The organism is Gracilibacillus kekensis, assembly GCF_900143085.1.
Lineage (GTDB): Bacteria > Bacillota > Bacilli > Bacillales > Amphibacillaceae > Gracilibacillus > Gracilibacillus kekensis.
Map to the genome: position 1 here is coordinate 58398 of NZ_FRCZ01000001.1, position 15651 is coordinate 74048.

The window sequence follows — 15651 nt, forward strand, 5'->3', positions numbered from 1 at the left end:
TGAGACTAATTTATGGAGGGAATTTTATGAGTAATCAATCCAAACAAAATGAAGCCCTAGTAACACATATTTATACCGCAGATCCATCTGCACATGTTTTTGAGGGGAAAATTTATATTTATCCATCGCATGATTTGGAGCACGATGGCGAATCTTTTGATGATGGCTCTCAATACGCAATGGAAGACTATCATGTTTTCTCTATGGAAAATGAAAGCGCTCCAGTAGTAGATCATGGTGAGGTGCTCCATGTAAAAGATATTCCATGGGCAAGTAAGCAAATGTGGGCACCAGACGCAGCATACAAAAATGGTAAATATTATCTTGTGTACCCTGCTAAAGATCATGATGGGATTTTCCGAATCGGGATTGCAACCAGCGACAATCCTGCAGGACCCTTCAAGCCTGAAGAAAATTATATCCCAGGTAGTTATAGTATAGATCCGGCTGTATTAATTGACGATGATAACAAAGCATATTGTTATATAGGTGGACTTTGGGGCGGTCAATTAGAACAATGGCAAACAGGTAGCCATAATCCGGAAGGAAAGGAACCTGCACCTGACAAACCAGCATATGGTCCACGTATTGCAGAATTTAGTGATGATATGCTTACCTTTAAAGAAGATCCAAAGGAAATCTCAATTGTCGATAGTGATGGGAATCCAATCCTCGCTGGTGATGAGGATCGCAGATTTTTTGAAGGAGCTTGGGTACATAAATATGATGGTCGTTATTACTTGTCTTATTCAACCGGTACCACTCACAAAATCGTCTATGCGGTAGGTGACAATCCATATGGTCCATTTGAATTTAAAGGAACTATTTTGAACCCTGTTATTGGCTGGACTACCCACCACTCAATCGTTCAATTTAATGATAAATGGTATCTGTTCTACCATGACGCATCTTTATCAAATGGTATAAATCATCAACGTTCAATTAAATTCACTGAAATAACGTATGATGAATCTGGCAATATTCAAACAATTGAACCGTACGAAAATAAATAAAATGATAGAACTACAGTCGATTATCATGCTATAAATAATTAAAGCTCTAATAACAACTTCTTATTGTTATTAGAGCTTTTTCATTTGTCTTTTAAAACTTTAACTACTTATCACTTCTTTTTCATCTTCAACTAATATTTTCTGTTCCCATTTTCGACTTCTCCAGCGGAAAAACATGAGTATTCCTCGTAACCATTCATCAAGAATAATCGCAATCCATATACCTATTAGGCCAAAACCTAAAGAAATACCAAATATGTATGCCAAGGTAACACTAACTCCCCACATTGAAATAATACCGACAACGACAGGAAAACGTGCGTCACCCGCTGCTCGTAAGGAACTAATGATTACTAAATTGAAAGTACGACCTGGTTCCAAAATGACTCCTAAAAAGAGCAAGATCGAACCCAATGCTATTATTTCTGCATCATCCGTAAAAATCCCTAAAAGACTTTCACTGAAAAAAGCAATAATGGTACCGATTGATAAGGCAATGACTATTGATACTCTTAATCCTTTAAACATTTGACGATAGGCTTCTTCTATTTTACCCGCACCAACCAGTTGCCCGATCATAATTTGCATCCCCTTGGCAACTGAAACTGAAAACACCGTCATAAAATTCATGAGATTTTGGGTATACACTCTCGTTGCTAAAGCATTTGCACCTAGTAAAGTAATGAATACTGTTATTATTAATTGACTTAAACTATGAGAAAGATGTTCTCCGGCAGCTGGCACACCAATTCCCATAATTTTTTTGATATACTCTTTCTTTAAATGAAAATAATCCTTTAATTTTATTTTTATCTCGATTCTTTTATACAATATGATACAAACGACGATCATAGCTATTCCTCGACTTACCGCAGTAGCTATCGCAACACCCATGACACCTAATTGTGGGAAGCCAAGAGCACCAAAAATAAATAAATAATTACCAATTATATTTAAGATGTTCATTCCTAAAACAAGATACATCACGTCTTTTGTATAGCCTTGCGCTTGCAATGCAGAAGACATTGTCATAACCATCGCTTGAGTAAACAGGGTTCCTCCAACAATTAGTAAATAAATGTTGGCATATTCTATTAAATGATCTTCTAAATTAAACAAAATTAGAAAAGGCTCCCTAAATATTACAATCAAACCACTTATAAATAAACCAAATGCTAGATTGAGCACCATGGCATTTGTGATTGTTATGCTTACTTCTTTAGGTTTTTTTGCTCCAACAAATTGTGCAATAACTACTCCAGAGCCCATTGCGGTAAAGTTAAATAAAACAAAAGTAAACATCATTATTTGATTCACAACGCCAATCGCTGCAACGGCTTCGTCAGAAACGAAACTCAACATAAAAATATCTGCAATTCTCATGAACGTCTGCAAAAACGCTTCTATAAATAACGGCCATGTTATAGCAAGTAAGGTGATCTTTTTCTTTGATGGTGGGTTATTTGTTAAATGTGACATTAGCAATTACCATTTACTTTCTCTGACTGTTTCATTCTACTGTCCCCTCTTGTCTAAAAAAGATAAAGTATTGGAGTATATATTATTAAAAAACAGCTTTATCTCAAAATGATAAGATTCAAATCTTAACTTATCAAAGAAGGTGCACAGTTTTTTAAAGTATCACCTCTGACAAAAAGAAAAAGTTAGCGCACCCTTGAATTTAGCGACTTTATAATTAGCTGTGATAAAGGAGACACATACAGACTTGCACAGGAAATATGCACTTTTTTATTTAAGTGAAATGTGAAATAGCAGAAAACACTTTGTAAATCAACGATACGACCTTCTAGACTTCTGTTTTCATAAGAAAAACCGGGAAGCCCACCCGTTCTTTTTAGTAGTAATTTTGAGCTGAAGGGAAAACGCCATGGAAAGGGAAATGGACAGCCGAAGCGGGGAATTTATAGTCACTATAAGATAAAGCGGATTATATACTTTTCTTGCTTATAAAAAAAGAGCCATCCCTTGTTAAAAAAGATGGACTTTTCTTACCACTACCATTTCTATTTAATTTCCTTACGAGACACTCATATATATAACAAGTGCAATAACCGATCCTATAATCGCAACAACGTATATCATCGATAATCGCTTCAGCTGTGTTTTGCTTTCTTCTCTGTAATTAGGATCACTTCTACCTAATTGTTGGAACGTTAGTAAAAATGCAGAGATACAAATTATCAGGATAAGAATAATATAAACAGCCACTATAATAACCTCCTTTAAAATCAGCTCATATTAACTTATATAACACTAATTAAGCTGAAATAAACTCCACGGAAAAAACATTTGCTAATACGGCAGTAAATACTTCTTTTGATCATGTACTAGTAAGTTTTAAAACCTTTCATATCTACGGAATTTACAAAAAACTTGTATTAATTTTACAATTCTTTAATATTTCTCTGCTAGAATATATCTACAAGAGTCGAAAGACCTACGTTAAAAGGAGGGTTTGTCATTGAAGATTATACTATTAAATTTAAAGAAGTACATGCGAAGCATATTAATAACACTTTCATTACAAACACGGTTACTTATTTTATTTGTCACATTTCTCATACTTTCAGTTGTTATAGTCGGTGTAAATTCTTACATAAATGCTAAAGAAACTACCATAGCATCTACTGAAAACCGTTTGATGCGAGAAGGTGAACTTATGCGATATATAGCCGAAAACTTAAAGTTTTTATATGTAAGTGATGAAGCGTATTTTATGCAACAATTAGAAATAAATATACGGTCACAACAGGATAAACTAAGTGAGGAAGGTATCGATACTGATATTTTTTATATAAAAGATAACAAAGTGATCCCTTTTCAAGTTAGTCGTGACAGCAAGCTAACCTTTTCTGTCCCCTTAATAAATAAAATGAGTGATCTTAATCAAGGTATATTGCACGAAGAAATTGCAAATCAGGATTATACTATATTTGTTGAAGACCTTCAAACCGAAATTGGTGGCAATTATGTACTTGCTGTTCCAACGTCTTCTTACATGGAACCTGTCATTAAATTAGGACAAAATATAAGCATAATCATCGTCATTAGTCTAGTTATTTCTTGTTTTTTTATTATTTTATTTGTCAGAAGTTTAATTCGACCTATATCTAAACTTCAAAGTGAGATGAATGAAGCACAAAATGGAAATTTAATATCGAGTAATATTGATACAACTATCCCAGAAATAACATCCTTACACAAAAGTTATCAAAAATTAATGGATCAAATTAGAACAATGTGGAATGAATTAAATGATACTACAACAAAATTAAAAACTACTGGTGTTCAACTAAAGGAATCTTCAAGTGATTCTTTATCCTCAAGTCATCAGTTAATTGAAACAATTAATATCGTTAAATCAGGTTCAGAACAGACAGTTAAAAATGCTGAGGATAGTGCGGTTCAGTTCCAAGAAATGAAAAATAGGGTAGTCTCCTTAAACAAAAATATGACATTAGTAGAAAATAGCTCAAAGGATATGAATGATTCAGCAAAATACGGTGATCAAAACATTAAAGATTTAATCCATACTATATTGTCCTTTGAACAAGACTTTGAACAAATGAATAAAACTATTTATAAAGTTAATACGCATTCTACTTCAATTACAAGTTTAGTAGATTTAATTAAAGGTATTGCCGAGCAAACAAAATTGTTGGCTTTAAATGCGACAATTGAAGCAGCAAGAGCTGGTGAGTATGGCAAAGGATTTGCTGTCGTAGCTGATGAGGTAAGAAAGCTGGCAGAACAAGCAACAAACACATCGGAAGAAATTACAGACTCCCTAACCGGAATGAAGAATGTTGCATTTCAAGCTTCAGAAGAGTTTGAACATATGAACTTAAAAATTAATTCTAATCTTGAAACAGCAAAAAAGTCACAAATATCTGTGGATAAAATGATGAACGAAATACATACAGTAAGTAATCGTATACAGGGTATGCAACAAGAACTTGATCATTTACAAAATATATTACCTAAACTAGAACAATCAACTGATAATTTTTCATACGTTGCTCAAGAAACATCAGCAAGTACTGAACAAATGTATGAAACAAGTGATGAACAGATTAAACAAATGAAACACACTCACGAGATCGGTCTCACTCTTACCAATTTATCTCAATCCCTTGCTGAGCTCACAAAACGCTTTGATATACGAGTTAGAAAGAACTAAGACATTTCCCTTTAAAAAGGTGTTAGTATTTTTTCACAGTGAAATAAGAAGTTCAGCGTGTTAACAACATAAAACTCTCAGCGGGGGTTAACCCCACTGAGAGAAATCTCATTATTTCGTTCATTTCATTTACCAATTAAACTTCTTACAAAAACTTTTTTCTTCTAAGAACTAATAGAGTGACTCCACCTAAAACTAAAAACACTAACCCAATGATTAAATAATTAAATAGACTTGTAGCGGTATCAGGAAGTTCTTGATCTTGATCATCTTTTCCGTTTTGAATGTCTTCTCCACCTTGACCGTCTTCTCCGTCCTGACCACCTTCTCCATCTTGACCATCTTCTCCGTCCTGACCACCTTCTCCATCTTTGCCATCTTCTCCATCTTGACCGTCTTCTCCGTCTTGGCCATCTTCTCCATCTTGACCGTCTTCTCCGTCTGAACTTTCGACAGGTACGAATACACCGTATGTTGAGAAATGAGAAACTGATAACGATATTATTTGATTATCTTCATTCACTTCTCCACCACGTTTTTCCCATTGATCCGCTTCTTCGCTGTAATAGTAGATTGCAAGAGCATCTGTTTCAACATCGTCGTTATAACCTAACTCTAAGGTAAAGTTATTCGATGGAACAGTCGATCCATCAGGATATTCAAATGTGAACGTTAATATTTCACCCACAGGAGTTAAGCCTTCGTAATTTGTATCCTCAACATCTTTAGGTGTCACAATGACTTTGGCTCCTTCAGGCAGATCCGTTGGCATTGTTATATTGGCATTAGTACCAGCTATAGTGTATGTTTTACCAGCTGCAACTATTTGTCCTTCTCCACCTAATTCGAGTTCTGTTGTCTCTTCATCAGGTATACTATCTTCTTCAGCTTCCGTAAACTTCCAGTAATCGAAATTAAATAACTCTTCTTCACTGTCTCCTTTAAACATGAAGAACACATTATGAACACCTGTGATTTTTGATAGATCTGTTTCTATTAAGTTCCAATCTTGGTTTCCACCAGTGGCATCCACTTCCACTGTACCGATCACTTCACCTACTGGACTGTCTATGCGAAGTTCGATCTTACCACCAACTGTAGAAGCAACATTTGCTTCAAAAGATTGAGCACCATTTTTACCAAAATCAACATTTGATACTGCTAGCCAATCACCCTCATGAATATCTGTTACATTCAAATTAACATGCTCGACCATGTTGCCTGGTGCTTCTGAATCCTCTGTTGCTATCCCTGAGTTCCATGCAATGGTTTCGGCCTCATGTCTTTGAAATGGATTTAAATTCTGAAGTTGTGAAACACCTTCCATATCTGCAGTAATGTCTTTTATGTCCCCATTCTCATAATATTCTACCTTATTAAGGTGAGGCGAACGATAACCATTTACTGCATCTAAAGCCCTTCCTAAAGTTTGAGCATGGTACGTGATATACCATTGATCTTTAAATTTAAAGAAATCTTGATGGTTGTTGCCACCAACTCCAAAAAATTCAGATCCATTTTTCAAAACAGCATCAACATAATTAAATGGACCCATTGGATCATCACTTACCATATAAGCGATTTCAGCATACTTTGGATCATCCCCCTCGCGCACTCCAGAAAAATTAGTGCTGTACGAGTAATAATATTTTCCATCGTGTTTATGGATTCCACTCGACTCAAAATGGAACGGAGAATCAATTACTTTTGCTTCACCTTCTGTATGAATCATATCATCACTTAATTTTATTACTCTGGCTGTTTGAGGATGTTCTGCTTGCTCTTGTGTTGGGTTATTTCCACCAGGAACTCCTCCACCATAATAGAGATAACCTTCACCATCATCATCTATTAATACATCCGGATCAAAAATCCAGACAACTCCCTCCGTACCAGGAGTACTTCCATCAATCAAAGGTTCTCCTATCGGATCTTCCCAAGGTCCAAGAGGCGAATCTGCTGTTAATACACCAATTCCAGAACCATTGTTTGAAAAATATAAAAGGAATTTATCTTTACCGTCAATTTCTTTCTTACCAATGGATACCGCCCACGAATTAGTCGCCCATGTTGCTTCACCATCTGGCCCTGCAACTGGTATGGCACCATGATCTGTCCAATTGACCATATCATCTGAAGAAATAACGGTTATGGTATTGATACTTCCATAATTGTTATCAATAATATTCCCGTTATCATCGTATTCCACTTGATCGTTTGTTAAATAGATATATACTCTGTCCTCATAAACTAAAGCATTTGGATCTGCTCCATACTTGTGGCTAATTAATGGGTTTTTGAATCCTGGTATTTTTGCGAGCGCTTCTGTATCCAGTAATGTTAACCCTATACTGGCTGTAGCTTCATGTACATTGTATGTTACATCTTGATTACTCGTTACGTCGATATAATTGATCTTTAGTTCCTCTGTCCGATCTTCTGTAACAAAATCCGCTACTTTTAACTTCAGTGTCGCAAATAAATTAGAGGAATCGTTACTAAAGTGGACATCCTCTCCATTGACATTCAATTTTAATTGATTATTCTCAAAACTAAACGTACTGTCACCAACAACATTATCTTCGTTAAAATCGACTCCCGATACGGATAATCCTTTTGGAATATCAATAGAAGCAGCAATTGACGTGTGGTTTCCTTCAGGAAGAGCATCCATTTCAAGTGGTACCTCAAATTCAACATTCGGTGCACCAACAATGTCGGAAACATCCCCTAAGCTTGCGTTTAATACTGTTTGGGAGGATTCAGAATCTGTAATCTTATCATTTACTCTGAAATAATCAAAATCTACATATCCTCCAGTTTCTTGTGTTGCATAATTAAACAAGGCAAAACGATAACCCATGAAATGAGGAAGTGTGTATTCCATTTGTAAGGTATTGCCTATTTCTGTCCAATTTACGCCATCAAGACTGTAATAAAAATATGCCTTGTCTGTTTGATTTTTAAAATCAAAGTCAACCTTTAAATACACTTTGTTTTGGTCGATTTCTATCGTCTCTATTTCTTCTTCTGATTCAGAATCACCATTTACCATAACAATAGATTTAGAATCACCTTCCATTTTCACCCCTACAAATCCATAATTCTCTTGGAAAGCCGCTAAACCAGTAACATCACCATTTTCCATATTACTTACGTCTATTGCTACTTCCCCTGAACTTTCAGGACCAAATGTTCTTTGGGTAAGCGTGTTTCTCGTATCATGTATGCCAGTACTTTTTCTGCCATTGGTTAGTCTTAAATAACCTGAACGGTCTGTCAGTGACCAGAAATTATTATTAGGATTATGGTTCCACTGCCAGGTTATACCAAGATTCGAACCATTATCCTCATACTCTCCATTTTTTTCTGTGTCTGGCTCAGGTTCTGGTGCAGCTATTTGTGTAAAAGATACATCATCCACATAATAATCCATTAAATCATTGACCGGATCTGCAGGATTTGCATAAGATGTCTCGATAAAAACGAATGACTCTGACATATCGGCGTCAGTTGGAATGGTGTACGTTCCTTCAATTGTTCCCCATTCACCTTTTGTAATTGAGCTAGAGCCGATCACTTCAATCGTTTCCCAAGATGGTCCATTTTGAATGTTGAAATTAAATCCTTTCTGATCTGGCCCCTCGGTATATTTCACTTTCGCTGAAAATTCGTATGTTCCACCAGCTACCACTTTATCTGTTAAATCTTGTTGTGGACCGTCAACGGTTGCCTGACGATCAAATACTAATAAACTGTTGGATCCACTGCTTGCCTCTTGATCCGTTACCTCAACACTTGCATTTCGATATTCTGTCCATGGTTCTATTCCATCTTCAAAGCCACCGTTTACTATTAAATTAGGGTCTGGTGTAATATCTACGAATGAAATATCATCGACATAAAAATCAAATAAGTCTACTTCTGAATCGGGTTCAGATACCCAAGGAGTCTCAATGAAAATAAAGGTTTCCGAAAAGTCTACATCCTCCGGGATCGTGTAAGTTCCTTCAACAGTTCCCCACTCCCCTTTGTTAATCGTTCCAGATCCAATCACTTCGATGCCTTCCCAGCTTGGTCCATGTTGTATATTAAAATTAAACTGTTTTTGATCGGGTCCTTCTGTATATTTTACCTGTGCTGAAAATTCATACGTATTTCCTGCTTGGACTTCATCGGTAATAACTTGTTTCGGTCCGTCCCCTGTTGCCACTCTGTCTGTCACCAATAGACTGTTTGATCCACTCTTTGCTTCTTGATCAGTGACCTGAACAGTAGCAGCTCCATTTACAGACCATGGTTCTTGTCCATCTTCAAAACCGCCATTTTCAAGCAATTCAGTCCCTTTCTCCACATCTAATAATTCCTGTGCAGCTACCATCATTCCCTCTTCATTTGATGAAGAAGTATCTTCTATGGTATCTTCACTGGTAGCTAACGCACTTGCTGAATCACTGCTGTCAGGTGATTGATAGAATTCATCGGATTGCACAATGTTACTAACTGAATTAGACCCTTCTGCAGTTATAGATAACTCATCCGGAACTTCACCATCAACTCCGAATACTGGCCAATCATCTTCCCAAGTAACAGGTACTAAGTAAGGAATTCGCCCAACCGAACCTCTATCACCAAACAAAAAACCATACCATTGTCCGTCAGGAGTATCTACCATTCCACCTTGAGCGATACCAGAATCTTGTAACACTACTTTCCCTTCATAGTCTCCATCTATACTGTCAGAACGGTAGACTAATTGAGTTCTTCCACCATTTTGTGGCCACGATATGAGGGACACATAATATTTACCATTAATTTTTTGAAGGTGTGCACCTTCTGCATTAAGGATATGTTCTGAACCAGCTATTGATCCTGCATCAGGGATAAGAACTTTATCAAGTCCACCTTCCTTGATAGCGGTTGCATCAGATGTAAGCTCAATGATTCTAATATCCGTACCACCATATACCATGTACACTCGTCCATCATCATCGAACAGCAAAGACATGTCATGGTAAAGATTATTTAACGTAGTTTTTTCCCAATCTCCATTTTCAATATCATCCGTTTGTAAAATATATGTTTTACCAGTGCTGTTGGAAGCAAAAGCTAAATAAAATGTACCTTCATGATAGCGCAGACTGCTTGCCCATGATCCTTGACCATACTCGTTCTGACCATTTCTTAACGCTTGTTCTTCCCCTCTATCGAGGATATCATATGCATAATTAACAATTTCCCAATTCACTAAATCCTTTGACTTCATAATAGGCACGCCTGGATTCATATGCATGGTAGTACTTGACATGTAATACGTATCATCGACACGGATCACACTTGGATCTGGTACATCTGCCCAAATCACAGGATTTTCTGCTGCAAGATTATTAGCTTCCTGTGCTAGAGCACTAGGATTTGGACCATAAGAGACCAGTAATGTAAGCGTTATCAAAAATACAAATAATTTATTCCTCATTTTAGTTTACCTTCTCCTTTTCATTTTCAATTAAGACCAATGGTTCATAGAATTTTTCACAAAGCTAATAAACTTCTACTTTATACCTCCTTCGCTTTTTTTATGAACAAACATCACCTCTTTCGATAGTTTGTTTACTGTTTAAAGTAAGTAGAAATTTACATAAAACAGTAAAATGAAATAAATCACTCGTATATTATTTCATTTAATAGTGATGAATTTAATAGAATTATTTTTTAAAAAATATAACTTTTTTTACTTTTTAATTTTATTTTATATAAAACGACAATATAATCCACCTGTCATGGCACAGACAAGTGAATTTAATACATTTTCTTTTGAATTAGTGTGTTTTTTTTTGTGTTTGTTAGTTATGTAAATAGAAAAGACACATTCAAAGTTATCGAATGTGTCTTAAAGTAGTGATCTGAGAGGGATTTGAACCCCCGACCTCTTGCCTGTCAAGCAAGCGTTCTCCCGCTGAACTATCAGATCAATATTTTCGCTTTGATGCGACGTTTACCACTACTAATAAATATAGAAAACATCCGGTAACTTGTCAATCCGTTTCCGTATGATTAAGTTTATTTTTCAGTAAATATTTCGCATTGTGTCTCTTTATATCTTTGAGCTCTGCTTCAGTCATTTGATGATCTTTCTTTAATCTATTATTTAATTTCATCAAATTTCCCTCCATACACTCGAGATTTCTTTTCACATCCACATGAATAGTTAAGTATTTTTTATTCTTAAAAAATACGTTGGCCTCCATATATTGATTTTCTATATCAATTACAGGATACCTAAAGAGCAGCGTTTTTCGCCATATTGTAAACCCTTTTCTTTTGCTAAACATATTTCACACCTCTCTTAGCCGTAATTTGATCAAAAGAATGTTACTGTTACAAGAAGATTACAAATGCCATATTCAAGGACATTTTTTCTATTATTAGTTTTTTAAACCAGTTCAAGAACCAATGGAAAACTTTTCTGTGTAAAGTATACTCTGTCTTTCTCATAATTGGTAAAAATAACTTACTGTTTTATTATATTACATTTGCTAATCTTTTAACTAGAATAAAATTGGAGGGAAAATACATGAATAAAAAAAGAATTCATTTAATTATAGTAAGTCTTATCATTGCAGTGTCTGTGACAATTATGCCAGGATTTGCAAATGCCTATACAGTAAAAAAAGGGGATTCATTTTGGGAAATTGCCAAACAGCAGGGCGTATCTGTTCATCAATTATTACAGACTAATAACTACAGCAGCAGTCTTTTATATCCAGGAGCAAAATTAACGATCCCGGCTACTATTTCTAAATCTGAAAAAGAATTAATGGCCCGACTTGTTCATGCTGAGGCAAAAGGAGAGCCATATGCTGGCAAGGTTGCAGTCGCGACAGTAATTTTGAATCGTGTAGATCATAACGATTTTCCTGATTCCATTAATGCTGTTATTCACGAAACGTATAGTAATGGTGCTATCCATGCTTTTAGTCCGGTTGCGAACGGAGAAATTAATAAACGTGCGGATGCAGAAGCCAAAAAAGCTGTAGAAGAAGCAATAGCTTTTCGAGGACAGGGACAAGGTTCTATTTATTTCTATAATCCAAATACAGCAGTTAGTGATTGGATTTTTGATACAAAAACAACCATTAAAATCGGGAACCACGTATTTGCAAAATAAAGAAGTTGAGACCAAAGAAATTTTTATGCGCATTAGGAAGATACTATGTAATAAACTGAGTGGAAAATTTGAAATGGTTTAAACTGGTTAACATCCGCTCCGGCTGCCCACTTCCCTTTCCGTGGGTTTTCCCACAGGAGTGAAAGTGGGCGGCCTGCGCTAATATATCTGTTCTACAACTACTGTGACAGATAGCAATTTGAGCTGTTACCTTTATTATTTCTTTTTGCGTAATAGAAATAGCATAATGCTACTTCATACTAACGTTGTAGAATATCAATTTAGCGAAGGCGTCCGCTTCAACTCCTACGGGAAGTTTTTATCCGAAGATCCACTTTGGCAAGCGGTTTTTGCTTACCAAAGTTAGCTGAGGAGAAAAACCCGTGGAAAGGGAAGTGGACAAGCCGTAGCGGTTTCTATGCACTAACAACATGTCAAAATTACTACATCCTTTATTGCGTAGTCTCCTTATATGGCGCGATTTTCCTCATTTTTTATCAACTTTTCTTATACACATCTGTTGGAGTATGAATTTCTTGATTTCCGGAAACATATGGTGCAATTTCGTATTGTTGAAAGACAAGTGTAATCCCTTCATCTGTAAAATAAAAGGCTGTATCTTTCGTTAATTTAATATCTTCCTTCTTTAAATCTGGGTAAAAAATGTCTGGTCGCTCGATTGCATATTCCCATACATAATCTTGTACTGCTTTTTTTTGCTCATCAGTAGTTAAAATATCCGTTAAGTAAACGCGTTTACCTACTTCGATATCATAATTAAAAGATTGAACGGTGGTATTTCCGTGCGCCCCCCCACTAAAAATGTAATTACTGGTTACTATACTTAAACATGGAGATGTATTATATTTTACCTGATAATCGGTTTGGTAGTCCCCTTGAAAACCATACTTTTCCGCTTGTGTTTCATTCTCTTTTAATTCTTTATACGATTCTTTAATATATTTTTCGAAGTCTTTATTGATTTTTATTTCCATATCTTCGTTATCTACTTCAGAAACAATTGGATATTTTAATTGTTCCATATCCTTAAACAATTCATCTGTTACAAGTGCGGTTTGACTTTTTGCAGATACAGATAAATTCACCCCCCCCATACACAGACACAAAATTATGAACACACAACTCATTTTCTTCAATTATCACACATCCTTTTTGTATAGGTTGTGTCATTTTCATGGAAACATGCATCGTTTTCTTTCTCTGTAAATGGGAATAAATGAATTATACCAAAAAAAAAAGAAGGTGTTACCATTGACAATTGAACAGATTATTATTTTACTATTAATCGGCTATATTATATTTACGATAGATACAAAACAAGAAAATTTTCCTGTTCCTACAATATTGGTAATAATCGGAATTTGTCTTGTCTTTGTGCCTTTTTTCGATTCCATTCAAATTACTGAAAATATAATTTATCATATTTTCTTACCTGCTTTATTATTTGTTTCTGCTTATCAGTTTCCAATAAAAGATTTGAAAAAAAATGCAGGATTAATTTTGACATTGGCCACAATCGGAATCATAATTACAGTATTTTTATTAGGTACTTTGACATGGCTAATTGCACCAATAGGCTTTGCAAGTGCATTAGTAGTTGCTGCAATATTGACACCTACAGACCCAATCTCTGTTGTCTCTATTATTAAAAAAGCAACAGGTAATGACCAAATTGCTGATACGGTCGAAGGTGAATCAATGTTAAACGATGGTACAAGTATTGTTTTATTTACAACATTATTTTCGGTTGCTAACCAAGAAAAAAGTTTTTCCCTTATATCTTTCTTAGGTGAATTTCTTCTCGTCTCACTTGGTGGGGTTGTGGTTGGATTGGTATGTGGTTATTTAGTCAGCAAAATTGTTCATTATTCCCATCACCGCCAATATCAAATTATGTTAAGTATCATTTTGGCCTATGGCTCATTTTTAATTGCTGAAGCGTTTCATGTTTCAGGTGTATTAGCAACCGTTGCTAGCGGAATGATGATTTCTTTTGAATATGGACGTGCGATCAAGGAGGAGCACTTCCGAGAATCGTTAGATGGCTTTTGGAAAATTGTTGAGATTAGTTTGTTGGCTATATTATTTTTAGTAATTGGGATAGAAATTACCGAATACATTGCCATCAATTTTTGGTTATATGCTTTAGTCATTTTTATTTTTATGATTATTGTGCGAATGTTTATTGTCTTTGTTATAACAAAAGTAGTCCATCAATTACCATGGCAACATCAATTCCTAATTTCTTGGGCCGGCCTAAAAGGTTCTATGTCTGTTTTCTTAATCCTAACACTATATGCAAAAAATGCTAGCGGTATTGACAGTGAATGGATGGTAGCTGTAAGTTTTACGGTGGTGCTATTATCTTTAACCGTTCAGAGTCTGAGTATGGCCCCTATATCAAGGAAACTTTTAAAATAATAAATTCTCACATATATGCTTTCATATGCAGACGAAGCATTGTTCTTCAAATATCTGTGAAATGTGATACACTTTTTATGAGATCAGGAGGGGATTTTCTTGGGACGAAATGGAACAATGAACGATGCCAAAATTAACAGTAACTATCTACAAGAAGAAATAGAAATAAAATGGTATGTTCCTGAAGGATTTACACCTTTTAAAGATTATCAACTATGTTTCATGCAAGATGGTGATGACTATTTTCAAATGGGACGTGTCGCAACATTAAGTGATCAGCTCCACGCAGAGGTGGAGATTGAACCAACGATATTTGTAGGGATCCATTATCAGGATAAATATGACCGGCAAGACAAATACCATCCTAACGGCAAGAAAAACAATGATTATATCCAATTTCTTGTCAAAGAAGCTCTCCCATTCGTAGAAGATGCGTTGCATATTACGCCAGTTAAGCGAGCACTTATTGGTGATTCTTTGGCTGGTACGTTAGCCTTTATAGTAGCTAGTCAATTTCCTGATACATTCGATATTGTGATCATGCAATCACCATATGTGAATGAAAAAGTTCTAACTCAGGCTGAACATGTCAACAATTTTAGTAATTTAGAAGTATTTCATTCGATTGGAACAGAAGAAACAGAAGTACACACCACTTCCGGAGAGGTTTCTGATTTTTTAACACCTAATCGAACATTAAATCAGTTATTAGAAGGAAAGCTTAATACTTATCAATATGATGAATTTACTGGTAATCATACTTGGAAATACTGGCAAAAGGATTTAAAAAAAATTTTAATTGAGATGTTAGGATAAGGAGAAATTGA

10 protein-coding genes and 1 tRNA gene are annotated in these 15651 nt (G+C 35.4%); 5 read left to right on the forward strand and 6 right to left on the reverse strand.

What is annotated here, in order from left to right; translation table 11 throughout:
• The first annotated feature begins 26 nt into the window (after window positions 1–26).
• On the forward strand, window positions 27–1013 hold the full coding sequence (locus tag BUC25_RS00295) for a glycoside hydrolase family 43 protein (RefSeq protein ID WP_073198585.1): 987 nt from the start codon (window positions 27–29) through the stop codon (window positions 1011–1013).
• A gap of 99 nt (window positions 1014–1112) precedes the next feature.
• On the opposite strand, the gene BUC25_RS00300 is transcribed toward BUC25_RS00295, so the two are convergent.
• Window positions 1113–2492 carry an MATE family efflux transporter gene (locus tag BUC25_RS00300; RefSeq protein WP_073198587.1) on the reverse strand — a complete coding sequence of 460 codons (1380 nt, stop codon included), beginning with the start codon at window positions 2490–2492 and terminating at the stop codon, window positions 1113–1115.
• 558 nt (window positions 2493–3050) lie between these two features.
• On the reverse strand, window positions 3051–3242 hold the full coding sequence (locus tag BUC25_RS00305; RefSeq protein WP_073198589.1) for a hypothetical protein: 192 nt from the start codon (window positions 3240–3242) through the stop codon (window positions 3051–3053).
• Window positions 3243–3495: 253 nt separating this feature from the next.
• Between BUC25_RS00305 and BUC25_RS00310 the strand changes: the two genes are divergently transcribed.
• Complete coding sequence (locus tag BUC25_RS00310) at window positions 3496–5214, forward strand: methyl-accepting chemotaxis protein (RefSeq protein ID WP_244535095.1); 1719 nt, start codon at window positions 3496–3498, stop codon at window positions 5212–5214.
• A 145-nt stretch (window positions 5215–5359) separates the two neighbouring features.
• On the opposite strand, the gene BUC25_RS19500 is transcribed toward BUC25_RS00310, so the two are convergent.
• The 3 genes from BUC25_RS19500 to BUC25_RS19655 form a co-directional block, all read right to left on the reverse strand.
• Window positions 5360–10690, reverse strand: coding sequence for a family 43 glycosylhydrolase (locus BUC25_RS19500; RefSeq protein ID WP_073198590.1), 5331 nt, complete (start codon window positions 10688–10690; stop codon window positions 5360–5362).
• 423 nt (window positions 10691–11113) lie between these two features.
• Window positions 11114–11185, reverse strand: a tRNA-Val gene (locus BUC25_RS00320).
• Window positions 11186–11249: 64 nt separating this feature from the next.
• Complete coding sequence (locus tag BUC25_RS19655; RefSeq protein ID WP_280174024.1) at window positions 11250–11372, reverse strand: hypothetical protein; 123 nt, start codon at window positions 11370–11372, stop codon at window positions 11250–11252.
• Window positions 11373–11851: 479 nt separating this feature from the next.
• Here BUC25_RS19655 and BUC25_RS00330 point away from each other — a divergent pair, with 479 nt between their 5' ends.
• On the forward strand, window positions 11852–12382 hold the full coding sequence (locus tag BUC25_RS00330; RefSeq protein ID WP_073200365.1) for a cell wall hydrolase: 531 nt from the start codon (window positions 11852–11854) through the stop codon (window positions 12380–12382).
• A 497-nt stretch (window positions 12383–12879) separates the two neighbouring features.
• Here BUC25_RS00330 and BUC25_RS00335 read toward each other — a convergent pair whose 3' ends face one another.
• Entirely contained in the window at window positions 12880–13488 is a 609-nt protein-coding gene (locus BUC25_RS00335; protein WP_244535096.1) for a DUF3298 and DUF4163 domain-containing protein, read from the reverse strand.
• Window positions 13489–13645: 157 nt separating this feature from the next.
• Here BUC25_RS00335 and BUC25_RS00340 point away from each other — a divergent pair, with 157 nt between their 5' ends.
• Both BUC25_RS00340 and BUC25_RS00345 read left to right on the forward strand, forming a co-directional pair.
• Window positions 13646–14824, forward strand: a complete 1179-nt coding sequence (locus BUC25_RS00340; protein ID WP_342039378.1) for a cation:proton antiporter — start codon at window positions 13646–13648, stop codon at window positions 14822–14824.
• A 99-nt stretch (window positions 14825–14923) separates the two neighbouring features.
• Window positions 14924–15640, forward strand: a complete 717-nt coding sequence (locus BUC25_RS00345) for an alpha/beta hydrolase (protein WP_073198596.1) — start codon at window positions 14924–14926, stop codon at window positions 15638–15640.
• Window positions 15641–15651 lie beyond the last annotated feature (11 nt).

Bases quoted from the DNA above. Each gene is read 5' to 3' on its own strand.
- BUC25_RS19500 (WP_073198590.1), bottom strand. From the start codon at position 10,690: ATGAGGAATAAATTATTTGTATTTTTGATAACGCTTACATTACTGGTC.
- BUC25_RS19655 (WP_280174024.1), bottom strand. From the start codon at position 11,372: ATGAAATTAAATAATAGATTAAAGAAAGATCATCAAATGACTGAAGCA.
- BUC25_RS00300 (WP_073198587.1), bottom strand. From the start codon at position 2,492: ATGTCACATTTAACAAATAACCCACCATCAAAGAAAAAGATCACCTTA.
- BUC25_RS00330 (WP_073200365.1), top strand. From the start codon at position 11,852: ATGCCAGGATTTGCAAATGCCTATACAGTAAAAAAAGGGGATTCATTT.
- BUC25_RS00295 (WP_073198585.1), top strand. From the start codon at position 27: ATGAGTAATCAATCCAAACAAAATGAAGCCCTAGTAACACATATTTAT.